Annotated in this window: 33 protein-coding genes and 1 pseudogene; 2 read left to right on the top strand and 32 right to left on the bottom strand. The window is 41.1% G+C overall.

The genetic code is table 11. The features are described 5' to 3' along the window. Window positions 1-171 precede the first annotated feature (171 nt). Window positions 172-384 (bottom strand): hypothetical protein, encoded by a 213-nt coding sequence (locus tag ABEQ24_RS21945; protein WP_133313817.1) that lies wholly within the window; start codon window positions 382-384, stop codon window positions 172-174. A 120-nt stretch (window positions 385-504) separates the two neighbouring features. Here ABEQ24_RS21945 and pdaB point away from each other — a divergent pair, with 120 nt between their 5' ends. Further along, window positions 505-1,269: a polysaccharide deacetylase family sporulation protein PdaB gene (pdaB, locus tag ABEQ24_RS21940; RefSeq protein WP_430008733.1), complete on the top strand. Its 765-nt coding sequence runs from the start codon at window positions 505-507 to the stop codon at window positions 1,267-1,269. 22 nt (window positions 1,270-1,291) lie between these two features. Here the strand turns inward: pdaB and ABEQ24_RS21935 are convergent, their stop codons facing one another. Beyond that, a complete protein-coding gene (locus ABEQ24_RS21935) occupies window positions 1,292-1,906 on the bottom strand; it encodes a KinB-signaling pathway activation protein (RefSeq protein ID WP_430008732.1) in 615 nt (204 codons plus the stop codon). A 142-nt stretch (window positions 1,907-2,048) separates the two neighbouring features. Between ABEQ24_RS21935 and gerD the strand changes: the two genes are divergently transcribed. After that, window positions 2,049-2,693, top strand: a complete 645-nt coding sequence (gene gerD, locus ABEQ24_RS21930) for a spore germination lipoprotein GerD (RefSeq protein WP_430008731.1) — start codon at window positions 2,049-2,051, stop codon at window positions 2,691-2,693. A gap of 55 nt (window positions 2,694-2,748) precedes the next feature. Here gerD and ABEQ24_RS21925 read toward each other — a convergent pair whose 3' ends face one another. The 30 genes and pseudogenes from ABEQ24_RS21925 to rpsQ all read right to left on the bottom strand — a co-directional run bounded on the left by ABEQ24_RS21925 (window position 2,749) and on the right by rpsQ (window position 19,926). Then, window positions 2,749-3,807, bottom strand: a complete 1,059-nt coding sequence (locus tag ABEQ24_RS21925; RefSeq protein ID WP_430008730.1) for a P-loop NTPase — start codon at window positions 3,805-3,807, stop codon at window positions 2,749-2,751. Window positions 3,808-3,914: 107 nt separating this feature from the next. Beyond that, window positions 3,915-4,628 carry an N-acetylmuramoyl-L-alanine amidase CwlD gene (gene cwlD, locus ABEQ24_RS21920; RefSeq protein ID WP_430008729.1) on the bottom strand — a complete coding sequence of 238 codons (714 nt, stop codon included), beginning with the start codon at window positions 4,626-4,628 and terminating at the stop codon, window positions 3,915-3,917. 71 nt (window positions 4,629-4,699) lie between these two features. Then, the gene (locus ABEQ24_RS21915; protein WP_307428390.1) at window positions 4,700-5,146 is read right to left on the bottom strand and encodes a DUF2521 family protein; all 447 of its coding nucleotides are present in this window, start codon (window positions 5,144-5,146) and stop codon (window positions 4,700-4,702) included. A 137-nt stretch (window positions 5,147-5,283) separates the two neighbouring features. Then, complete coding sequence (rpsI, locus tag ABEQ24_RS21910; protein ID WP_070875208.1) at window positions 5,284-5,676, bottom strand: 30S ribosomal protein S9; 393 nt, start codon at window positions 5,674-5,676, stop codon at window positions 5,284-5,286. Window positions 5,677-5,696: 20 nt separating this feature from the next. Continuing rightward, a complete protein-coding gene (gene rplM / locus ABEQ24_RS21905) occupies window positions 5,697-6,134 on the bottom strand; it encodes a 50S ribosomal protein L13 (RefSeq protein ID WP_070875209.1) in 438 nt (145 codons plus the stop codon). Window positions 6,135-6,294: 160 nt separating this feature from the next. Next, on the bottom strand, window positions 6,295-7,038 hold the full coding sequence (gene truA, locus ABEQ24_RS21900; protein WP_430008736.1) for a tRNA pseudouridine(38-40) synthase TruA: 744 nt from the start codon (window positions 7,036-7,038) through the stop codon (window positions 6,295-6,297). Between the two features lie 6 nt (window positions 7,039-7,044). Next, window positions 7,045-7,842 carry an energy-coupling factor transporter transmembrane component T family protein gene (locus ABEQ24_RS21895; RefSeq protein ID WP_430008728.1) on the bottom strand — a complete coding sequence of 266 codons (798 nt, stop codon included), beginning with the start codon at window positions 7,840-7,842 and terminating at the stop codon, window positions 7,045-7,047. After that, window positions 7,839-8,705 (bottom strand): energy-coupling factor ABC transporter ATP-binding protein, encoded by an 867-nt coding sequence (locus tag ABEQ24_RS21890; protein ID WP_430008727.1) that lies wholly within the window; start codon window positions 8,703-8,705, stop codon window positions 7,839-7,841. Before ABEQ24_RS21890 ends, ABEQ24_RS21895 begins: the two co-directional genes overlap by 4 nt. Beyond that, entirely contained in the window at window positions 8,681-9,523 is an 843-nt protein-coding gene (locus tag ABEQ24_RS21885) for an energy-coupling factor ABC transporter ATP-binding protein (protein ID WP_430008726.1), read from the bottom strand. Before ABEQ24_RS21885 ends, ABEQ24_RS21890 begins: the two co-directional genes overlap by 25 nt. A gap of 207 nt (window positions 9,524-9,730) precedes the next feature. Continuing rightward, window positions 9,731-10,093, bottom strand: a complete 363-nt coding sequence (rplQ, locus tag ABEQ24_RS21880; RefSeq protein WP_070875214.1) for a 50S ribosomal protein L17 — start codon at window positions 10,091-10,093, stop codon at window positions 9,731-9,733. A gap of 80 nt (window positions 10,094-10,173) precedes the next feature. After that, on the bottom strand, window positions 10,174-11,118 hold the full coding sequence (locus ABEQ24_RS21875) for a DNA-directed RNA polymerase subunit alpha (RefSeq protein WP_251626514.1): 945 nt from the start codon (window positions 11,116-11,118) through the stop codon (window positions 10,174-10,176). A 184-nt stretch (window positions 11,119-11,302) separates the two neighbouring features. Beyond that, complete coding sequence (rpsK, locus tag ABEQ24_RS21870; protein ID WP_029282777.1) at window positions 11,303-11,692, bottom strand: 30S ribosomal protein S11; 390 nt, start codon at window positions 11,690-11,692, stop codon at window positions 11,303-11,305. Between the two features lie 21 nt (window positions 11,693-11,713). Continuing rightward, window positions 11,714-12,079 carry a 30S ribosomal protein S13 gene (gene rpsM, locus ABEQ24_RS21865; RefSeq protein ID WP_070875216.1) on the bottom strand — a complete coding sequence of 122 codons (366 nt, stop codon included), beginning with the start codon at window positions 12,077-12,079 and terminating at the stop codon, window positions 11,714-11,716. Between the two features lie 23 nt (window positions 12,080-12,102). After that, the gene (gene rpmJ / locus ABEQ24_RS21860; RefSeq protein WP_003156543.1) at window positions 12,103-12,216 is read right to left on the bottom strand and encodes a 50S ribosomal protein L36; all 114 of its coding nucleotides are present in this window, start codon (window positions 12,214-12,216) and stop codon (window positions 12,103-12,105) included. A 32-nt stretch (window positions 12,217-12,248) separates the two neighbouring features. Beyond that, the gene (gene infA, locus ABEQ24_RS21855; protein WP_070875217.1) at window positions 12,249-12,467 is read right to left on the bottom strand and encodes a translation initiation factor IF-1; all 219 of its coding nucleotides are present in this window, start codon (window positions 12,465-12,467) and stop codon (window positions 12,249-12,251) included. Continuing rightward, window positions 12,445-12,779: pseudogene (locus ABEQ24_RS21850) on the bottom strand (KOW motif-containing protein). The gene infA and the pseudogene ABEQ24_RS21850 overlap by 23 nt, the downstream one beginning before the upstream one ends. A gap of 17 nt (window positions 12,780-12,796) precedes the next feature. Then, the gene (gene map / locus ABEQ24_RS21845; protein WP_070875218.1) at window positions 12,797-13,543 is read right to left on the bottom strand and encodes a type I methionyl aminopeptidase; all 747 of its coding nucleotides are present in this window, start codon (window positions 13,541-13,543) and stop codon (window positions 12,797-12,799) included. Beyond that, window positions 13,540-14,193: an adenylate kinase gene (locus tag ABEQ24_RS21840; protein ID WP_430008725.1), complete on the bottom strand. Its 654-nt coding sequence runs from the start codon at window positions 14,191-14,193 to the stop codon at window positions 13,540-13,542. The genes map and ABEQ24_RS21840 overlap by 4 nt, the downstream gene beginning before the upstream one ends. Window positions 14,194-14,249: 56 nt before the next feature. Beyond that, the gene (secY, locus tag ABEQ24_RS21835) at window positions 14,250-15,545 is read right to left on the bottom strand and encodes a preprotein translocase subunit SecY (protein WP_430008724.1); all 1,296 of its coding nucleotides are present in this window, start codon (window positions 15,543-15,545) and stop codon (window positions 14,250-14,252) included. After that, window positions 15,545-15,985 (bottom strand): 50S ribosomal protein L15, encoded by a 441-nt coding sequence (rplO, locus tag ABEQ24_RS21830; RefSeq protein WP_223438945.1) that lies wholly within the window; start codon window positions 15,983-15,985, stop codon window positions 15,545-15,547. The genes secY and rplO overlap by 1 nt, the downstream gene beginning before the upstream one ends. 31 nt (window positions 15,986-16,016) lie before the next feature. Continuing rightward, window positions 16,017-16,199: a 50S ribosomal protein L30 gene (gene rpmD / locus ABEQ24_RS21825; protein WP_430008723.1), complete on the bottom strand. Its 183-nt coding sequence runs from the start codon at window positions 16,197-16,199 to the stop codon at window positions 16,017-16,019. Window positions 16,200-16,212: 13 nt separating this feature from the next. Continuing rightward, the gene (gene rpsE, locus ABEQ24_RS21820) at window positions 16,213-16,713 is read right to left on the bottom strand and encodes a 30S ribosomal protein S5 (protein WP_029282798.1); all 501 of its coding nucleotides are present in this window, start codon (window positions 16,711-16,713) and stop codon (window positions 16,213-16,215) included. Window positions 16,714-16,736: 23 nt separating this feature from the next. Beyond that, a complete protein-coding gene (gene rplR / locus ABEQ24_RS21815) occupies window positions 16,737-17,099 on the bottom strand; it encodes a 50S ribosomal protein L18 (protein WP_070875222.1) in 363 nt (120 codons plus the stop codon). Between the two features lie 33 nt (window positions 17,100-17,132). Beyond that, window positions 17,133-17,669: a 50S ribosomal protein L6 gene (rplF, locus tag ABEQ24_RS21810; protein ID WP_430008722.1), complete on the bottom strand. Its 537-nt coding sequence runs from the start codon at window positions 17,667-17,669 to the stop codon at window positions 17,133-17,135. Between the two features lie 30 nt (window positions 17,670-17,699). After that, window positions 17,700-18,098, bottom strand: coding sequence for a 30S ribosomal protein S8 (gene rpsH / locus ABEQ24_RS21805; protein WP_029282804.1), 399 nt, complete (start codon window positions 18,096-18,098; stop codon window positions 17,700-17,702). 32 nt (window positions 18,099-18,130) lie between these two features. Then, window positions 18,131-18,316 (bottom strand): 30S ribosomal protein S14, encoded by a 186-nt coding sequence (gene rpsN, locus ABEQ24_RS21800; protein ID WP_010285078.1) that lies wholly within the window; start codon window positions 18,314-18,316, stop codon window positions 18,131-18,133. 21 nt (window positions 18,317-18,337) lie between these two features. Next, on the bottom strand, window positions 18,338-18,877 hold the full coding sequence (rplE, locus tag ABEQ24_RS21795; protein WP_307428489.1) for a 50S ribosomal protein L5: 540 nt from the start codon (window positions 18,875-18,877) through the stop codon (window positions 18,338-18,340). A 24-nt stretch (window positions 18,878-18,901) separates the two neighbouring features. After that, window positions 18,902-19,213: a 50S ribosomal protein L24 gene (rplX, locus tag ABEQ24_RS21790; RefSeq protein WP_070875224.1), complete on the bottom strand. Its 312-nt coding sequence runs from the start codon at window positions 19,211-19,213 to the stop codon at window positions 18,902-18,904. A 39-nt stretch (window positions 19,214-19,252) separates the two neighbouring features. Beyond that, window positions 19,253-19,621, bottom strand: a complete 369-nt coding sequence (gene rplN / locus ABEQ24_RS21785; RefSeq protein WP_070875225.1) for a 50S ribosomal protein L14 — start codon at window positions 19,619-19,621, stop codon at window positions 19,253-19,255. Between the two features lie 38 nt (window positions 19,622-19,659). After that, on the bottom strand, window positions 19,660-19,926 hold the full coding sequence (gene rpsQ / locus ABEQ24_RS21780) for a 30S ribosomal protein S17 (protein WP_070875226.1): 267 nt from the start codon (window positions 19,924-19,926) through the stop codon (window positions 19,660-19,662). Window positions 19,927-19,934 lie beyond the last annotated feature (8 nt).

Genomic DNA, 19,934 nt, shown 5'->3' with positions numbered 1-19,934 from the left:
AGTTTTCAAAGATCATTTGCGCCATCAGTGGTGACGGCTTATATAATTTAACATGGTCTCTATCGCTGTGTCAACAACCTTTTGAAATATTTTTTTCGTTCTTTCAAATTCAAATTGTTTCTTAGCGACGAAGAATAATATACCATCTATTCCATTCATGGTCAATAGAAATCATTTAATATTTTTGTTAAAATGCTGATCAAATTTTCCGCTGATAATTTTATACAAATTGCTAAGGAGTTCTCTTTTTTCTAATAGAGACCTTTTTTGGACGAACGTTAAGTTTTCATCAATCAGGATGTTGCTGATAATGGATAATTCCTGCTCAACCAGCAGTTCCATTTCCTGTGCTTCTTTATCATTAAAAATGAACCCTTTTGACATATGATCCTCCTCTAAGATGCCTAAGTTTTATCATTATTGCACAAGCTGTATTTTTCTAATCATATTATTAACAGCTTGGCATACATATGAGACAAGAACATTGGGACGGGGTTGATGAGGATGAACAGTTTTTACGTTTTACATGTTAAAAAGATCAAGCAACTTATCATTATTGTGATAGCTGCGCTTTTTACAGCTGGGATATTATATATAGAAAACGTTATGCAATTCCCTGTTTTTTCAACTGCAGATGGTCCTAAAGCCGTTTTCAGAGGCGAAGAAAAGGAGAATAAGGTTTCAATGACTTTTGATATTAGCTGGGGAGATGAGAAAGCTAAGCCCATTCTTGAAACATTAAAGCAAAACGGCATTACTAACGCAACCTTTTTCCTTTCTGCGGCATGGGCTGAACGTCATCCGGAAATCGTGAAACAAATTGTAAAGGATGGACACCAGATCGGAAGCATGGGCTATGCCTATAAAAATTATACTTCTTTGGAGGCTGAGGACATTCGCCGCGACATTCTGATGGCACAAGATGTATTTAATGAACTCGGACTGAAGGATATTAAACTCCTCAGACCTCCAACAGGCAATTTCAATCAAGAAATACTTACTATAGCTGAAAGATATGGATATACGGTTGTCCACTACAGTGTTGACTCTGATGATTGGACCAATCCAGGAGTAAATGAAATTGTTAAGAACGTCAATGACAGTGTTCAAGGCGGAGACATTATTCTGCTGCATGCTTCTGATTCCGCTAAGCAAACACAAAAAGCACTTCCCCAGATTGTGGATGGACTGAAACAAAAAGGATTACAAAATGTATCCGTTGCTGAATTAATCGCTAATGGGAATGTGAAAACAACTGAAGTAAAATAAAGATTCATAAAAAAAGCTAAGCTCACATGGGCTTAGCTTTTTTGGCTTGAGAGAATTTCGTTAACAATAATAGCTGGTACGCATTGCAGATGAGAAGCGGAATGAGCATAAGATACAGCCAGTCTCCCTCATTTACGCGGAGAGCAGGGACCCATTCGACAGAAGTAACGACAATCATAAAGAACAAAGCCGGGATGAAAGCCATTTTATTTGTTTGCTGCATTTTGATGTAAGCTACAGCCAGACCAAAAACAACAATGAATAATGCAAGAAGAATATAAGACAGAATCGATTCGCCTTCTGCTGCGAACAGCTGATAGCGGAAATAAATCAAATCAAACACAACGAACAAAATCAGCACGATTTGAATGGCATTCCATAAAGCTGCTGTTTTGAATATGCCAAGACCAAAGCGGTGAATTGTTAAGTACGCAAAAAAGCCCATTTGGCTAATAATACTAAAAATAAAACCAACACCAATCAGCCAAAATAAAATGGAGAGGATTTCAACAAGATCAAAAGAGACAAAAAATTTCTGATACTCTCCCCATCTTAAAGCAAAGCCGACGATGCTTGTGCTGACGCCTCCGACAAGCAGAGTCGTCAAAAACAAACGAACCCAATTTCTACTGTTCAATGCAGTTTCCCCCAATATGTAATCTACTCATGAAATTTTACCAATGTCTTTCTTAAAAAGCTATTTTAATTCCCAGTATAAAAACCTTTAGATAATTCATATTAAAAATAAGCAACTTGATTATGAAAGGAGCTTTGCAAACATGACTAAGCGAAGGTTGCTCTCATTATTATCGCTAGTAGCCATATGTTCCTTCCTTGCAAGCTGTTCACCAAAGGATCAGCCTGCAGGACAGCTTGATTATGAAGAAACAAAAAAAATGGTTGTTGATATACTAAAGACCGATGATGGAAAAAAAGCAATACAGGAAATTTTGAAAAATGATGACATGAAGCAAAATTTGATCATGGATCAAAAGGTTGTTTCAGATACCATTTCTAAAACACTGACATCTGAAAAAGGCGCGGAATTCTGGAAAAAAACCTTTGAAGATCCGAAGTTCAGTGAAAGCTTCGCCAAAAGCCTGCAGACGGAGCATGAAAAAGTCATTAAAGGATTAATGAAAGACCCTGAGTATCAAGAAATGCTTATTGGCGTTCTCGAAAATCCTGAAATGGAAAAACAAACGGTAAAAGTGCTTCAAAGTCAAGAATTCCGCAAGCATTTACAGCAAGTCATCACAGAAACGATTAATAGCCCGCTCTTCAAAACGAAGATGGAAGAAACCCTCCTGAAAGCTGCTAAAGAAATGAATCAGCAAGGCGGAAGCAGTGAAAGCTCGGGCGGCGGTGAAGGCGGCCAGCAATCAGAGCAAGGCGGACAAAGTGAAACTGGATCTGGCGGGTAATAATCCGCCTCCATTAAATAAAAGATAAAAGCGCCAATCACTTGGCGCTTTTTCCTTATACACTTACAGGCACAAGTTCTGTAACCTTCTTGGCAATTCCTAAGTAAATCTCACCTGTTGGGTGATCTTTTGCGTAAACAGATGGAGCAAAGTCTTCTTCATTCCAGTCCGGCTGCTGCAGCGGAATATTTCCAAGCACAGGCACATCAAGTTCACCTGCAAGCTTTTCTCCTCCGCCTTTGCCAAATACATATTCTTTTTCACCAGTGAGCTTGCTTTCAAAGTAAGACATATTTTCGACTACTCCAATTACCTCATGCTCTGTTCTAAGAGCCATAGCACCCGCTCTTGCCGCTACAAATGCAGCTGTTGGATGAGGAGTCGTCACGATGATTTCCTTACAGGACGGCAGCATGGCATGGACATCGAGTGCAACATCGCCAGTACCAGGAGGCAGATCAAGCAGCAGGTAATCCAGGTCGCCCCATTCTACTTCCTGGAAGAAGTTGTTGAGCATTTTACCAAGCATAGGTCCTCTCCAGATGACCGGAGCATTGTCTTCAACAAAAAAGCCCATTGAGATAACTTGTACTCCAAACCGCTCAACAGGGATGATTCTTTCTCCCCTCACAACCGGTCTTTTTGTAATTCCCATCATATCAGGGACACTGAATCCATAAATATCCGCATCAATTAAGCCGACTTTCTTGCCTAAGCGAGCAAGTGCAACGGCCAGGTTCACGGATACAGTAGACTTGCCGACTCCGCCTTTTCCGCTTGCAATCGCAATAAACGTCGGCTGCTTTCCGCTAGAGAGCAATGAAGGATCTTCAGGCTTTGCAGTTTGATATTTCGCGATGACTTTTTGAGGAAGCTCAGTGAAACGGAGGCCCACTGTTGCAGCGCCTGTTTCCTTCAGTTTAGCAACAATTTCCTGCTGCAGCTGCATTTGTTCAGATGTACCTGTTTTGGCAATCGCGACTTTCATGCTAATATGATTTTTCTCTTCTTTTATGGAAACTTCTTCAATTGCATTTAATTCTTCTAATGTTCTATGTAAAAAAGGTTCTTCTAAATTCCCGACAATTTTACGAGCTGTTTCCTCATTCAGCATGATAACCACCCTTTGTTGTATTCGTTTACATCAGTATAACATATATAGACAAAAAAGAGGTATTGCACATTCCGGCCAGAGCATGCAGCAGAAAACAAAAAAATCCTTCACTCAGGAGGATTTTTTTCATGTGTCATATACCTTAAAATGCCGTTATAAATAGATGCAGCCACTTTGTCCTGATATTCTTCCGTCCCAAGAAGCCTGGCCTCTTCCGGGTTAGACAGGAAGCCTACTTCTACTAACGCACCCGGTTTATCAATGTGTTTCATTAGGTAGATCGTGTTCATTTGTTTTGCTATTCTGTCTGTATTCTCTAAATTCCTTCTTAGTTCATCTTGAATGAATTTTGCCACCTTTTCATTCTCCTTCATTTTGGAATGATAAAAAGTCTGGGCCCCGCTCCACTCATTAGAGGGAATGGCATTCAAGTGAATACTCAAATACAAATCTGCTTCGGAATCATTAATCATGTGCAGCCTTTTCCTCAAATCCTGCCCTTTTCTCTTTGAATATCCTTTTGTATTCTTTTCAGCAAGATCTGTATCCGTTTCACGGGTGAGAAGGACTAATGCTCCCTGTTCTTGAAGATAATCTCTAATCTGCTTGGAGATGGAAAGTGCAATATCTTTCTCAAGATGTTCTTTTCCTACCGCCCCACCGTCTGGTCCTCCGTGGCCCGGGTCTATGTAAATCACTTTTCCCGTTAAAGGCAGATTCCACGATTTCCAGGAGCTGTCGTTGCCAAATTGAAACTGAAATAATAGGAGTAATAAAATAAAGCCTGCACCAAAGCCAAACCATCTTAGCTTTCTTCTCATCTTTTCCCCTCCTGCTCGTCCTTTACCACTATATGGCGAACCAGCAGGAAATATGATAAGCTATCCAATTTTTAATGGAGACGAAGTTTCAGCCGTTTTTCTCCTTTTTCAAAACCCTCAGACCACCACAAATGAATTAAAAACTCACAAGCATAGTAGATCGATTCGTTTTTGAAATCATTTTCTCCAGGGTTTCCCCATATCAGCATGTAGTCAAACAGCTGGTCAACAAGCAGTTTTTCTTCCCGTCTCGATCTGGCATTCACAGTCTGCATAGTTTCCCCAAAAAATCCAAACCTGCTGTAGCTTGCACCAAGCAGATAGGCCTCAATGGAAAAATCAATGCAGCCATCTTCTATAGCTGAGTAGTCAAATTTACCGGAATGCATAAAAACACCAAAGCACTCGTAAGCTTTTGTTTTCAGCTGAGTTAACGTAAGGTCCTTAAGGATGCTTCGTTCATAGTTGATTTGCTTTTCTCTTCTTTTATCTGAAAGTGAAGTGATATTTTCCATCATATAAATGCCCCCTCACTCTATTGTCCTACTTTGCATGTTTATCATACGCGGTAAAGTTTTCAAATCTCAGGTGGGAGGACAGCATATTTTAGACAACAAAAAAACCACAACATAATGTTGTGGTTTTGGAAAACGAATTAACGTTTTGAGAACTGAGGTGCACGACGAGCGCCTTTAAGACCGTATTTTTTACGTTCTTTCATACGAGCGTCACGAGTTAGAAGACCAGCGCGCTTTAAAGTGCCGCGGTATTCTGGGTCAGCTTCTAATAATGCACGAGAGATACCATGACGGATTGCGCCAGCTTGACCAGCAAATCCACCGCCGTTAACGCTAACTAAAACATCATAGCTTCCAGTTGTTTCAGTTAAGTTTAATGGTTGTTTAATATCTTCGATTAAAGCTGCGAATGGGATATAATCTTTTACTTCACGATCGTTGATAACAATACGGCCTTCGCCTGGAACCAGACGAACACGCGCTACTGAACTTTTACGACGGCCAGTACCGTAATATTGAACCTGTGCCAAATTAATAACCTCCTTAATAATTAACCGCGAAGTTCGTAAACTTCTGGTTGTTGTGCTTGATGTGGATGTTCGTTGCCAGCATATACATGTAATTTTTTGTACATTTGACGTCCTAATGAACCTTTAGGAAGCATTCCGCGAATTGCTAATTCAAGCATTTTCTCAGAGTAGTTTGTACGCATTTCAAGAGCTGTTCTTGATTTCAAACCGCCTGGGAATTGGCTGTGACGGTAGTAAATCTTGTCAGTCAATTTTTTACCAGTAAGTTCGATTTGTGCTGCATTGATGATAATCACATGATCACCAGTGTCTACATGTGGTGTGTAAGTTGGTTTGTGTTTTCCACGAAGTACAGATGCTACTTCGCTAGCAAGACGACCTAAAGTTTTGCCGGCCGCATCTACTACGAACCATTTACGTTCAACTTCAGTTGCTTTCGCCATATATGTTGTACGCATGTTTTTCCCTCCTAAATATCTTTCAGTTGTTAAAATTTAATCATTCTATTTCAAAACACAAATTAAACTCTTCCGGGGCTTTATTTGTGGGGTTGAAATACATACCATATGATATATTATAACGTTCAGGCAACATTGTCAAGAAAATGTTACACCTGGTTTAGTTGTCATAATAAACTTTCCACAAATATAATCCAGAACCCGGGGCTGTTTTGCCGCATAAGGAACGATCCTGCGCTTTCAGTATCTCCGGAATCTGATAAGGATCCAGAGCTCCGCGCCCTGTATTGATCAGAGTTCCGACCAATATTCTTACCATGTTATAAAGGAAGCCATCACCTACAAACCGAAATGTAAGCATGTCATCTTCTTCATAAAATTCGATATCATATAAAGTTCTTACCCGGTCTTCTTTATCTGTTTTCGCAGAACAGAAACTGGTAAAGTCATGAGTGCCGATCAGAAATTTAATCGCTTCTCTCATTTTGACGTAATCAAGTTTATAAGGATAATGATAGGAATAATTTCGATTAAATACATTCCGGATTGCAGAACGGTTTATTTTATAACGGTACTCTTTCGCTCGGACATGATATCTTGCATGAAAGTCATCGTTTACAAATGAAACGGACTGAAGCGCAACGTCCTCAGCAAGCAGTGAATTTAATGCATTTGGCCAGCGGTCCTCAGGAATATATATGTCCGTATCAAAATGCAGAACCTGTCCGACTGCGTGGACCCCTGCGTCCGTTCTTCCCGATGCAAATACTTTTACTTCTTTTCCTTTATGAAGCCTTTTAAGACCCCTTTCAATCTCACCCTGGACGGTTCTCAGATTCGGCTGAATTTGAAAGCCGTTAAATCTGGTTCCATCATATCCGATTGTGCATTTTACCCTCATAATAAGCTCCTATGAACGCAATAGTAATAGAACAATACCTACACCGACTAAAATGGCCAGAATACCTGTATCGAGGATTCCCCATTTCAGCTCGCGCAGCTTTGTTCTGCCCTCGCCGCCCTGATATCCGCGCGCTTCCATAGCTGTAGCAAGTTCCTCGGCCCTTTTAAACGCACTTATAAACAGCGGCACTAACAGCGGTATGATGGCACTGATCCTTTGTTTGACAGGTCCGCTTGTAAAATCAACGCCTCTTGCCATCTGCGCTTTCATGATTTTATCCGTTTCTTCCATAAGTGTTGGAATAAACCGGAGTGAGATCGACATCATCAATGCGAGTTCATGGACAGGCAGACCGATTTTTTTAAAAGGATTAAGCAGACTTTCCATCCCGTCTGTTACTTCGATAGGAGTAGTAGTTAATGTCAGGATCGTCGTAAGAAGAATAAGGAACAGGAAACGCAGGGAAATGAAAATCCCCTGTCTGACTCCTTCTTCATGAATCGATAGAAAACCAAATTCAAACAGAAGAGGCCCTTCTTTAGTGACCAGTATGTGCAAAATAAAGGTAAATAAGATAATCCATATAATCGGCTTCAAGCCATTCAGCAAAAATCTTGGCGGCAATTTGGTAGAAGCGACAATAGAAAGCGTGAAGATGCCAAGAATTGCATAGGTCATAGTATTATTAGCAAAAAAGACAATAAAGACAAACAAAAAGATCATCGTCAATTTCGAACGCGGATCCATCTTATGAATGAGAGAACTTCCAGGAACATATTTTCCAATGATCATACTGCTCATCATTTTGGGCCACCCTTTATCTCAGATGCAACCTGATGAACCAAATCATCAATGGAAAGTGAGATCCCTTTCAGTTCCTTGCCAAGCTTTTGTTCGATTGTTGTTTGTAGCTTTACCGTTTCCGGAAGATCAAGCCCTGCAGAAATTAACGTTTCTGAATGGCTGAATACTTCTTCAGGAGTTCCCTTCATTTGAACAGTTCCTTTGTGCATGACGATGATTTCATCTGAATAACGGGCCGCGTCTTCCATGCTGTGTGTGACAAGAATGGTCGTGAGAAAGCGATCTTGATGAAGGGTATAGAAAAGATCCATGATCTCTTTTCTGCCGCTTGGATCAAGTCCTGCTGTCGGTTCATCGAGTACAAGCACTTTCGGCTCCATAGCAAGAACACCAGCAATGGCGACACGTCTCATTTGTCCGCCGCTTAAATCAAACGGCGATTTTTGAAGTACCTCAGCAGGAAGTCCTACTCGTCTTAATGCATCTGCCGCCTTCACTTTCGCTTCTTCAGGCGGCACGCCGAAGTTCAAGGGGCCAAACATAATATCACGTTCCACCGTTTCCTCAAACAGCTGATGCTCAGGAAACTGAAAGACAATCGCAACCGATTGGCGGATTGATTTTAAATTCTTATTTTTCTTAGAAGCTTCAATTTTGCGGTCCCCGATAGAAACAGATCCCTTTGTTGGCTTCAGCAGGCCATTTAGATGCTGCAGGATGGTAGATTTGCCTGATCCCGTATGTCCGATAATCGAAACAAACGAACGATCTTTAATCGTCAGATTGATGTCATAAAGGGCAAGACGTTCAAAAGGGGAATGAACTTGGTACCTGTGCTCTAACTCTTTGAATGTAATGTCCATAGTTCGTTCACCAGGCTTTCTTCATCTAGATGGTTGCGTGTCAGATTAACCCCTGCTTCTCTCAGCTTCATGCTCACTCTATATGGAAAAGGGAGATCAAGACCAATTTCAACTAGCTTCTGATCAAGCTTGAAGATTGTCTCAGGTGTACCTTCAGCGAACTTTTCCCCGCCATTCATGACAATAATCCTGTCAGCCTTCGAAGCTTCTTCCAGATCATGAGTAATCGATATGACCGTAACGATCCCCTGATCTTTTAGTTCCCTTACTGTTTCCATGACTTCTTTTCTTCCCTGGGGATCAAGCATGGAGGTTGCTTCATCTAAGATGATAATTTGAGGCTGGACAGCTATGACACCAGCTATGGCAACACGCTGCTTTTGTCCTCCTGAAAGATGGTGCGGCTCTTGATCGAGAAATGCTTCCATCTTCACTTTATGTGTAGCCCACTCCACACGCTTTTTCATGACTTCCCGCGGCACTCCGTGATTTTCTAAACCAAAAGCCACATCATCCTTTACGGTTGTACCGACAAATTGATTATCAGGATTTTGAAAAACCATGCCAATCTGCTTTCTTATCTCCCAAACTGAATCTTCATTAAGAGTGATGCCGTTTACGATTACGTTACCGTTCTGAGGCAGTATCAGACCATTCAGGACTCTCGCAAGTGTAGACTTGCCCGAGCCGTTATGACCGACAACCGCAAGCCACTCTCCCTTGTTTACACTTAAGGAAACGGAGTTCAATGCGGGTCTTGCGTCCTCTTCGTGATAACGGAATGTCAGTTCATTCACATGAATGATCGGCTGTTCCATCGCTGCCTCCCTCACCTGTGTTCTTATTATGAAAACATGCAACTGCACGTTCATAAAAAAACACCTGTACTCTTCTATTCTCTCTCTGCTAACACTTAGAATGCCCCCTCAGAGCCTGTATAAAAGCAGAGGGGCTTTAAGTGTATAAAAAAAGGGCATAGATCCAGTTTCTAAAAACTGACCCGCCCTTGGAGTAACTAAATATAATTAAACTAATTCGATAATAACCATTGGTGCTCCGTCGCCGCGGCGAGGTCCAAGTTTCATTATGCGAGTGTATCCACCTTGACGCTCTGTATAACGTGGTGCGATATCACCGAATAGTTTTTGAAGTGCATTTTGCGTGCCTTCTTCGTTTGCTACCTCGTTACGGATGTAAGCAGCAGCTTGGCGGCGGGCATGAAGATCCCCACGTTTACCTAAAGTAATCATTTTTTCTACAGTTGAACGTAATTCTTTCGCACGAGCCTCAGTAGTTTCAATGCGCTCGCTGATAATTAAATCTGTAGTTAGATCACGAAGTAACGCTTTACGTTGAGCACTTGTACGTCCTAATTTTCTGTAAGGCATTATGTGTTCCCTCCTTCGTTTAATACTGTATGTTAATTTTAGAAACACGCGAAAACGCTAGTTAACTTGTTAACTAGTCGTCAGTCGTCTTTACGAAGACCTAAGCCAAGTTCTTCTAGTTTCGCTTTAACTTCTTCCAAAGATTTACGACCTAAGTTACGAACTTTCATCATGTCTTCTTCTGTTTTATGAGCAAGCTCCTGTACAGTGTTGATGCCTGCACGTTTTAAACAGTTATAAGAACGAACTGACAAATCCAATTCTTCGATCGTCATTTCTAAAACTTTTTCTTTCTGGTCCTCTTCCTTTTCCACCATAATCTCAGCGTTTTGAGCTTCATCTGTAAGCCCTACGAAGATATTAAGATGTTCAGTCAGAATCTTTGCACCAAGTGCAATCGCTTCTTTTGGACCTGTGCTTCCGTCTGTCCACACATCAAAAGTAAGTTTATCATAGTTCGACACTTGACCTACACGTGTATTTTCTACTTGATAAGACACGCGGGCTACAGGTGTGAAAATTGAATCGATTGGGATAACGCCAATTGGCTGATCTTCTCTTTTGTTTGCATCAGCCGGAGTATATCCGCGTCCACGCTTCGCAGTCAATCTCATACGGAAATGTGCACCCTTCGCTAATGTAGCAATATGAAGGTCCGGATTTAGAATTTCAACATCACTGTCGTGAGTAATATCTGCAGCCGTTACAACTCCTTCATCCTGTACGTCAATCTCAAGCGTTTTTTCTTCCTCAGAATAAATCTTAAGAGCAAGTTTTTTAATGTTTAAAATGATTGTTGTAACATCTTCAACAACGCCTTCGATTGTAGAGAATTCATGGAGTACACTATCTATCTGGATTGATGTTACAGCGGCACCAGGGAGTGAAGATAAGAGAATACGACGTAAGGAGTTACCCAAAGTAGTACCATATCCACGCTCGAGTGGTTCGACGACGAATTTACCGTACTTGGCATCGTCGCTGATTTCAACCGTTTCGATTTTTGGTTTTTCAATTTCTATCATCTATAAACCCTCCTTCAAAACGTCGAAACCCCGGCTAGACAAAAGCAAGCTTTTAGGTGTGTCTAACCGAAATTCCCCATTATAAAGTCCCGAATGTGCACAACAACAAATAGTTATTTCTGCGAGAACTTTTTACTGTATCATAACCCATTATTGACAGGGATACAAAATCTATACAGAAAATTTATACACGACGACGTTTTGGCGGACGGCATCCGTTATGTGGAACCGGAGTAACGTCTCTGATAGCTGTTACTTCTAGACCAGCAGCTTGAAGTGCACGAATTGCAGCTTCACGGCCTGCGCCTGGTCCTTTAACAGTTACTTCAAGAGTTTTCATACCGTGTTCGATTGATCCTTTAGCTGCAGCTTCAGCAGCCATTTGTGCAGCAAATGGAGTGGATTTACGTGATCCTCTGAATCCCAGTGAACCTGCACTTGACCAAGAAAGAGCGTTACCATGTACGTCTGTAATAGTAACAATCGTGTTGTTAAATGTTGAACGAATATGAGCGATACCTGCCTCAATATTCTTTTTTACGCGACGCTTACGAGTGTTCGTTTTACGAGCCATTGTGGGTTAACCTCCTTTACCTTATTTTTTCTTGTTCGCAACCGTACGACGAGGTCCTTTACGAGTACGAGCGTTATTTTTGGTATTTTGACCACGAACAGGTAAACTGCGACGATGACGCAAACCGCGGAAACTGCCGATCTCAATCAGACGTTTGATGTTTAAAGAAACTTCACGACGAAGGTCTCCTTCAACTTTCAGCTTGTCTACGATATCACGAATTTTACCTAATTCTTCTTCTGTTAAGTCACGCACACGAGTATCTTCAGAAACACCAGCCTCAGCTAGTACTTTTTCAGCAGTTGGACGACCAATACCGAAAACGTATGTTAATGAAATAACTACGCGTTTGTCACGAGGAATATCTACACCAGCAATACGAGCCATTTAAAGCTGCACCTCCTTTAGTTTTAGCCTTGTTTTTGTTTATGTTTTGGATTTTCACAAATTACCATTACTTTGCCTTTTCTGCGAATAACTTTGCATTTTTCACAGATTGGTTTAACCGATGGTCTTACCTTCATGATTTCTCTTACCTCCTTAGTTGCGGAGTGTTTTATTTAAAACGGTACGTAATTCTGCCACGAGATAGATCATATGGTGATAATTCTACCGTAACTTTGTCTCCAGGTAAAATACGAATAAAATGCATGCGGATTTTTCCAGATACATGCGCTAAAACCGTATGACCGTTCTCAAGCTCAACTTTGAACATTGCATTTGGCAATGTCTCCTGTACAGTACCCTCTACTTCAATTACATCGTCTTTCGCCATTCACTTTTCTCCCTTCTTCAAATCAGCAACTTGCTCATTGACAAACTTTGTTAAGGCAAACCGAAGTTTCCCGTTTGTCACACGACCTGTTTCATATATACTGTTCTGAACTTCCGGAGATACGCAATCAATAAATTCTAGATGATTAACATTCTTCTTTTTCGGGGAGTGAAACAATCGATTCTCTCCATCAGCTATCAAAACGAATCGTTCATCGAGAATATTGATCACAACAGCATATTGTCCAGCTTCTCTGCCTTCAGTAATATAGACAAACTGACCTATGCGCGGACTCGATTCGGCTTCGTTCAAACAATATCACCTTCGGATCAGGCTTTAGTTAAAATTTCATAGCCAGTTTCAGTAATAGCAATTGTATGTTCAAAATGAGCACACATCTTGCGGTCTTGCGTAACAACTGTCCAGTTGTCAGAAAGAGTTCTTACGTAACGGCTGCCGGCATTAACCATTGGCTCAATTGCCAAGACCATGCCTGGTTTTAACCTCGGACCTTTGTTTGGCGGACCATAATGCGGAATCTGCGGATCTTCATGTAAATCCTGTCCAACGCCGTGTCCAACATATTCCCGAACGACCGAGAATTGATGCTGTTCAACATACGTCTGAATAGCGTGTGATATATTGGATAGTCTCTCGCCAGGCTTTGCTTCAGCAAGCCCTTTGTATAAGGATTCCTCTGTTACTTCAAGAAGTCTTTCAGATTCCAGAGAGATTTTTCCAACAGGATATGTCCAAGCAGAGTCACCATGATAGCCATTATACTTAGCACCGATATCAATGCTGATAATGTCTCCTTCACGCAATACTCGATCTCCAGGTATTCCGTGAACGAGCTCCTCATTCACTGAAGCACAAATGCTCCCGCGAAAACCATTATAACCTTTAAAAGAAGGAATTGCATTGCTTCCGCGTATAAACTTTTCGGCAATTACATCCAGCTCTTTTGTAGTAATTCCAGGCTGTATATGTTTTTGGAGTTCCTGGTGGGTCAATGCGACAATGCGACCAGCTTCACGCATGATTTCAATTTCACGTGGAGTCTTACAAATGATCATTCACCTAATCCTCCAAGCAGTTCATTAACGTCAACGAAAACCTGCTTAATGTCCTGTTGTCCATTAATATTACGCAAATATCCTTTTTCTTCATAGAAATTCAGCAAAGGTTGTGTCTGTTTGAGGTTCACTTCAAGTCTGTTTGCAACAGTCTCTTCGTTATCATCTTCTCTTTGGTAAAGTTCTCCGCCACATTTGTCGCAAATTCCTTCAGCCGCAGGAGGGTTGAAAACGAGATGATATGTTGATCCGCATTTTTTGCAAATACGGCGACCTGTAAGACGCTCCATAAGGATGTCTTTATCAACCTCGATATTAATGACGTAATCCATTTTTCTATTAAGATCTGACAGAATTTGTTCTAAAGCTTCAGCTTGAGCAACTGTTCGCGGGAATCCATCTAAGAGGAAACCTTTTTCACAATCATTCTTGCCCAATCTCTCACGGACGATACCAATTGTAACTTCATCAGGAACAAGTGCACCTTGATCCATGAAGGATTTTGCTTTAAGACCTAATTCAGTTTCACCTTTAATAGCAGCTCTGAACATATCCCCTGTTGAGATATGAGGGATTTCATATTTTTCAACGATTCGTTCTGCCTGTGTGCCTTTACCGGCTCCTGGCAGACCCATAAGAACTAAATTCAAGAATATTACCCCCCTCAGTCTCTAGTTAGAAGGAAAGGGACCCAAGTCCCATAACCTTACTGTTTAATAAATCCTTTATAATGACGCTTAACAAGCTGACTTTCAAGTTGTTTCATCGTTTCAAGAGCAACCCCTACTACGATCAACAAGCTCGTTCCGCCAATCTGTGCAGAAGCTGGCAAGTTAGCGAACTTAATAAAGAATACAGGAAGAACTGAGATAGCTGCTAAGAAAAGAGAACCAACAAACGTCAGTCTGTATAAAATTTTAGTCAAATATTCTTGCGTATTTTTACCAGGACGTATGCCCGGGATATATCCGCCTTGCTTTTTCAGATTCTCAGACATTTGTTCCGGATTAACCTGAACGAATGCATAGAAATAAGTGAAAGCAATGATTAGTGCGACGTAGACCACCATACCAATTGGCTGTGTATAGTCAAACGTTTTTGTAATCCAGTCAGTGACATCATTGGATCCAAAGAATGATGCAATCGTTGGCGGTGTAATAATGAACGAAACCGCAAAGATGACAGGGATTACGCCAGCCGGGTTCACTTTAAGCGGAAGGTGAGTAGACTGACCTTTCGCCGGTGCACGACCTGCTGAGTTCTTCGCATATTGAATTGGAATCTTGCGAAGAGCCTGCTGAATGAAGATAACTCCAACTATAATCGCGATTACCGCTAATACTATCAGCGCAACTTTTACAATATTCAAGAAAAGCTGATCTCCAGCGTCCTGGAATTGTTGTGCATAGATTTGATTAAGAGTTGTAGGGATTCCTGCTGCAATCCCTGCAAAGATGATAATGGAGATACCATTGCCAACACCCTTAGAGGTAATTTGCTCTCCTAACCACATTAAAAAAGCAGTACCTGCTGTTAAGACAACTGCAATTAAAAGGTACGTTGCAATACCCGGGTTTTCAATTAATAATCCCCCAGCGAGATTATTAAAACCGTAAGACATACCCAACGCTTGGATGAAACCTAGTACAATCGTAAAATACCTAGTAAATTGTGCTAGTTTACGACGGCCAACTTCACCTTGCTTTGACCACTCAGTAAATTTCGACACTACATCCATCTGCAGAAGCTGCACAATAATGGATGCTGTAATGTACGGCATAATTCCCATCGCGAGGATCGAAAAGTTATACAGTGCACCACCGCCGAACGTGTTAAGAATTCCGAAAACGTTCATTTCATCCTGAGCCTTTAAAACGTCAGCGTTGACGCCAGGCACAGGGATGAAAGTTCCAATGCGAAAAATAATTAACATTAAAAGGGTGAACAAGATTTTATTGCGGATATCACCCACGCGCATAAAATTGGAGATTGTCTTAAACATTAAATCACCTCAGCTGAACCGCCAGCAGCTTCAATAGCTTCTTTAGCAGATGCAGAGAATTTGTTAGCTTTTACAGTAAGCTTTTTCTCAAGCTTGCCGTCGCCAAGTACTTTCACGCCTGATCTTACTTTGCTGATCATGCCAGCTTCAAGTAAAAGTTCAGTTGTTACTTCAGTACCGTCTTCAAAAAGATTTAATTTGTCTAAGCTCACGATCGCGTAATCTTTACGGTTGATGTTCGTAAATCCGCGTTTAGGAAGACGACGGAATAAAGGAGTTTGACCACCTTCGAATCCAGGGCGAACACCGCCGCCAGAACGAGCGTTTTGTCCTTTATGACCTTTACCAGACGTTTTACCGTTACCAGAACCTGTACCACGGCCAACACGATTGCGTGTTTTGCGTGACCCTTCTGCTGGTTTTAATTCATGAAGTTTCATCGGGACACCTCCTTGATATTAGAGATCTATATTATTGTTCTTTAACTGTAAGCAAATGAGATACTTTGTTGATCATGCCGCGGATAGCTGCATTGTCTTCAAGTACAACTGTTTGATGCATTTTTTTAAGACCTAGTGTTTTAACAGTAATACGTTGGTCTTCTGGGCGACCAATCACACTGCGAGTGAGGGTAATCGCTAATTTGTTTGCCATCATGTTTCCCTCCTTATCCTAACAATTCTTCAACCGACTTGCCACGTAGCTTCGCAACTTCATCAGCGCGTTTAAGTTCTGTTAATCCAGAAATTGTAGCACGGATCATGTTAATTGGAGTGTTAGAACCTAGTGATTTTGACAAGATGTCACTAACTCCTGCTAATTCTAGTACTGCACGAACAGGACCACCAGCGATAACACCAGTACCTTCAGATGCAGGTTTTAAAAGGATGTTTCCAGCACCGAATCTACCGATGACTTGGTGAGGAATAGTAGTACCAACCATAGGTACTTCAACAAGGTTTTTCTTAGCGTCTTCGATCGCTTTGCGAATCGCTTCTGGCACTTCTTGTGCTTTACCAGTACCGAAACCTACATGACCGTTTTTGTCGCCGACAACTACTAATGCAGCAAAGCGGAAACGACGTCCACCTTTAACTACTTTAGCTACACGGTTTACAGTAACAACGCGTTCTTCAAGCTCTAATTTGTTTGGTTCAATACGACCCATTCTCTGTGTCCCTCCTTTTTTTATTAAAATTCTAATCCAGCTTCGCGAGCAGCTTCAGCCAAAGCTTTTACACGGCCATGGTATAAGTAACCCCCGCGGTCAAATACAACAGATTTAACACCTTTTTCAATCGCACGCTTAGCAACTAATTCGCCAACCTTTTGAGCTGCATCGATATTAGCTTTTGCGTCAAGATTAAGATCTTTATCTAAAGTAGAAGCACTTGCAATTGTAACTGATTGAAGATCGTCAATTACTTGAGCATAGATGTGCTGATTAGAACGAAATACGTTTAAACGAGGACGAGCAGTTGTTCCAGATAATTTCGCGCGAACACGGCCGTGTCTTTTCTTACGTACAACGTTTTTATCAAGTTTCGTAATCATCTAGGTCACTCCTTTCTTATCATCTAGGCGATATTACTTCGCTGTTTTACCTTCTTTACGACGTACATATTCACCTTCGTAGCGGATACCTTTGCCTTTATAAGGCTCTGGCGGACGAATAGCACGGATGTTTGAAGCGATAGCTCCAACACGCTCTTTATCAGTACCTTTTACGATAATTTTCGTATTTGATGGTACTTCAATTTCGATTCCTTGTTCAGGAACGATTTCTACAGGATGTGAGTATCCAACAGCTAGAACTAGCTTGTTGCCAGATTTAGTAGCACGGTAACCGACACCTACTAATTCAAGACCTTTTTCATATCCTTTAGAAACGCCCTCAACCATGTTGCCTAAAAGGCTGCGAGTTGTACCGTGAAGAGCACGATGTTCTTTTTGATCAGAAGGACGTGTCACAGTAAGTACGTTATCTTCAACTTTAACGTTGATATCAGAGTTAAAAGTACGAGTTAATTCACCTTTAGGTCCTTTAACAGTTACAGTGCTTTCGTTGATAGTAACTGTTACACCTGCAGGGATTTCAAGTGGTTTTTTACCAATACGAGACATTCATGTACACCTCCATTCTATTTCAGGTTCTTACCAAACGTATGCTAGAACTTCTCCGCCAGCTTGCTTCGCACGAGCTTCTTTGTCAGTTAAGACACCTTGAGAAGTAGATACGATTGCAATTCCTAAACCGTTAAGTACGCGTGGTACTTCGTTAGCTTTAGCGTAAACGCGTAATCCTGGTTTACTGATACGTTTCAAACCAGTGATAACACGCTCGTTGTTTGATCCGTATTTAAGGAAAATACGAATGATACCTTGTTTGTTATCTTCTACATATTCAACATCACGAACGAAACCTTCACGCTTAAGAATTTCAGCGATCTCTTTTTTCGCTTTAGATGCAGGAATTTCTAATTTTTCATGACGAACCATATTCGCGTTACGAATACGAGTAAGCATATCTGCAATTGGATCTGTCATTACCATATCAAAATTACCTCCTTCCCGATTATGGGGTATTACCAGCTAGCTTTTTTAACGCCTGGAATTTGACCTTTATATGCGAGTTCACGGAAACAAATACGGCAAAGTTTAAATTTACGCAGAACTGAATGTGGACGACCACAGCGTTCGCAGCGAGTGTACTCTTGTACTTTAAACTTTTGAGTGCGTTTTTGTTTCGCAATCATTGACTTTTTAGCCACGTTTTCGCCTCCCTATTTCGATTATTTTTGGAATGGCATACCGAACTGAGTTAATAACTCACGAGATTCTTCGTCAGTGTTAGCAGTTGTAACGATGACGATGTCCATACCACGAACTTTTGATACTTTATCATAATCAATTTCAGGGAAGATTAATTGTTCTTTAACACCTAATGTGTAGTTTCCGCGTCCGTCAAAAGACTTTTTAGAGATACCGCGGAAGTCACGTACACGTGGTAATGATACAGAAACTAATTTATCTAGGAATTCAAACATGCGCTCGCCGCGAAGAGTTACTTTCGCACCGATAGGCATACCTTCACGCAGACGGAATCCTGCAATTGATTTTTTAGCTTTAGTGATAACCGGCTTTTGACCTGAGATAGTTGTTAACTCTTCAACAGCTGTGTCAAGAGCTTTTGAGTTAGATACTGCGTCACCAACACCCATGTTGATTACGATCTTCTCAAGCTTTGGAACTTGCATCACTGATTTATAGTTGAACTTGCTCATTAAAGCAGGTGTAATTTCTTTTTGATACTTTTCTTTAAGGCGGTTCATGCGAGGACCTCCCTTCCTTATTTACTATTTATCTAAAGTTTCACCAGATTTTGTTGCAACACGTACCTTTTTGCCATCAACCACTTTGAATCCAACACGAGTTGGTTCACCAGATTTAGGATCTAGTGGCATAACATTTGATACATGGATAGGTGCCTCTTGGCTGATGATGCCGCCTTGAGGATTTGATTGAGAAGGTTTTGAATGCTTCTTCATAATGTTGATGCCTTCAACAAGTACTCGGTCTTTCTTAGGAAAAGCAGCAAGAACTGTGCCTTGTTTACCTTTATCTTTACCTGAGATAACCATTACCTTATCACCTTTTTTTACATGCATCCTAGTCGCACCTCCTTAGTAAGGCTGTCTATTTTCGATTTATAATACTTCTGGAGCAAGAGAAACAATTTTCATAAAGTTATTTTCACGCAATTCACGTGCAACTGGTCCAAAGATACGAGTTCCGCGAGGGCTCTTGTCATCTTTAATGATTACACATGCATTTTCGTCGAAGCGGATATACGTTCCGTCTTGACGGCGAGCACCACTTTTTGTGCGAACAATTACTGCCTTAACAACGTCACCTTTTTTAACAACGCCTCCTGGTGTTGCTTGTTTGACCGTGCAAACAATAACATCACCAATACTAGCAGTTTTACGTCCAGATCCGCCAAGAACTTTAATAGTAAGTACTTCACGAGCACCGGAATTGTCAGCAACTTTTAAACGGGATTCTTGTTGAATCATTTACGTTACCTCCTTTCGGAAAAATAATCCGAACAATATTAGATAATAACAGCTTCTTCAACAATTTCAACTAGACGGAAACGTTTAGTAGCTGATAAAGGGCGAGTTTCCATGATTTTCACTACATCGCCAACTTTAGCTTGGTTGTTCTCATCATGAGCTTTGAACTTTTTGGAGTATTTAACACGCTTGCCGTAAAGCGAATGCTTTTTATAAGTTTCGACAAGAACAGTGATCGTTTTATCCATTTTATCAGAAACTACACGTCCAGTGTAGACTTTGCGCTGGTTGTTGCGTTCACTCATTCTGCAAC

The sequence above is a fragment of the Metabacillus idriensis genome (assembly GCF_050483325.1).
Classification (GTDB): Bacteria; Bacillota; Bacilli; order Bacillales; family Bacillaceae; genus Bacillus_P; species Bacillus_P idriensis_A.
Note: the sequence above shows the minus strand (reverse complement) of the source record. Positions and strands in the feature narration are given on the sequence as shown.

What these genes read in the sequence shown, in the direction of transcription:
- ABEQ24_RS21945 (WP_133313817.1), bottom strand. Translation starts at nt 384, where the DNA reads ATGTCAAAAGGGTTCATTTTTAATGATAAAGAAGCACAGGAAATGGAA.
- pdaB (WP_430008733.1), top strand. Translation starts at nt 505, where the DNA reads ATGAACAGTTTTTACGTTTTACATGTTAAAAAGATCAAGCAACTTATC.
- gerD (WP_430008731.1), top strand. Translation starts at nt 2,049, where the DNA reads ATGACTAAGCGAAGGTTGCTCTCATTATTATCGCTAGTAGCCATATGT.
- ABEQ24_RS21925 (WP_430008730.1), bottom strand. Translation starts at nt 3,807, where the DNA reads ATGCTGAATGAGGAAACAGCTCGTAAAATTGTCGGGAATTTAGAAGAA.
- cwlD (WP_430008729.1), bottom strand. Translation starts at nt 4,628, where the DNA reads ATGAGAAGAAAGCTAAGATGGTTTGGCTTTGGTGCAGGCTTTATTTTA.
- ABEQ24_RS21915 (WP_307428390.1), bottom strand. Translation starts at nt 5,146, where the DNA reads ATGATGGAAAATATCACTTCACTTTCAGATAAAAGAAGAGAAAAGCAA.
- rplM (WP_070875209.1), bottom strand. Translation starts at nt 6,134, where the DNA reads ATGCGTACAACATATATGGCGAAAGCAACTGAAGTTGAACGTAAATGG.
- ABEQ24_RS21895 (WP_430008728.1), bottom strand. Translation starts at nt 7,842, where the DNA reads ATGATGAGCAGTATGATCATTGGAAAATATGTTCCTGGAAGTTCTCTC.
- ABEQ24_RS21890 (WP_430008727.1), bottom strand. Translation starts at nt 8,705, where the DNA reads ATGGACATTACATTCAAAGAGTTAGAGCACAGGTACCAAGTTCATTCC.
- ABEQ24_RS21885 (WP_430008726.1), bottom strand. Translation starts at nt 9,523, where the DNA reads ATGGAACAGCCGATCATTCATGTGAATGAACTGACATTCCGTTATCAC.
- rplQ (WP_070875214.1), bottom strand. Translation starts at nt 10,093, where the DNA reads ATGCCTTACAGAAAATTAGGACGTACAAGTGCTCAACGTAAAGCGTTA.
- ABEQ24_RS21875 (WP_251626514.1), bottom strand. Translation starts at nt 11,118, where the DNA reads ATGATAGAAATTGAAAAACCAAAAATCGAAACGGTTGAAATCAGCGAC.
- rpsK (WP_029282777.1), bottom strand. Translation starts at nt 11,692, where the DNA reads ATGGCTCGTAAAACGAACACTCGTAAGCGTCGCGTAAAAAAGAATATT.
- rpsM (WP_070875216.1), bottom strand. Translation starts at nt 12,079, where the DNA reads ATGGCTCGTATTGCTGGTGTAGATATTCCTCGTGACAAACGCGTAGTT.
- rpmJ (WP_003156543.1), bottom strand. Translation starts at nt 12,216, where the DNA reads ATGAAGGTAAGACCATCGGTTAAACCAATCTGTGAAAAATGCAAAGTT.
- infA (WP_070875217.1), bottom strand. Translation starts at nt 12,467, where the DNA reads ATGGCGAAAGACGATGTAATTGAAGTAGAGGGTACTGTACAGGAGACA.
- map (WP_070875218.1), bottom strand. Translation starts at nt 13,543, where the DNA reads ATGATCATTTGTAAGACTCCACGTGAAATTGAAATCATGCGTGAAGCT.
- secY (WP_430008724.1), bottom strand. Translation starts at nt 15,545, where the DNA reads ATGTTTAAGACAATCTCCAATTTTATGCGCGTGGGTGATATCCGCAAT.
- rplO (WP_223438945.1), bottom strand. Translation starts at nt 15,985, where the DNA reads ATGAAACTTCATGAATTAAAACCAGCAGAAGGGTCACGCAAAACACGC.
- rpmD (WP_430008723.1), bottom strand. Translation starts at nt 16,199, where the DNA reads ATGGCAAACAAATTAGCGATTACCCTCACTCGCAGTGTGATTGGTCGC.
- rpsE (WP_029282798.1), bottom strand. Translation starts at nt 16,713, where the DNA reads ATGGGTCGTATTGAACCAAACAAATTAGAGCTTGAAGAACGCGTTGTT.
- rplR (WP_070875222.1), bottom strand. Translation starts at nt 17,099, where the DNA reads ATGATTACGAAACTTGATAAAAACGTTGTACGTAAGAAAAGACACGGC.
- rplF (WP_430008722.1), bottom strand. Translation starts at nt 17,669, where the DNA reads ATGTCTCGTATTGGTAAAAAACCACTTGAAATCCCTGCAGGTGTAACA.
- rpsH (WP_029282804.1), bottom strand. Translation starts at nt 18,098, where the DNA reads ATGGTAATGACAGATCCAATTGCAGATATGCTTACTCGTATTCGTAAC.
- rplE (WP_307428489.1), bottom strand. Translation starts at nt 18,877, where the DNA reads ATGAACCGCCTTAAAGAAAAGTATCAAAAAGAAATTACACCTGCTTTA.
- rplX (WP_070875224.1), bottom strand. Translation starts at nt 19,213, where the DNA reads ATGCATGTAAAAAAAGGTGATAAGGTAATGGTTATCTCAGGTAAAGAT.
- rplN (WP_070875225.1), bottom strand. Translation starts at nt 19,621, where the DNA reads ATGATTCAACAAGAATCCCGTTTAAAAGTTGCTGACAATTCCGGTGCT.
- rpsQ (WP_070875226.1), bottom strand. Translation starts at nt 19,926, where the DNA reads ATGAGTGAACGCAACAACCAGCGCAAAGTCTACACTGGACGTGTAGTT.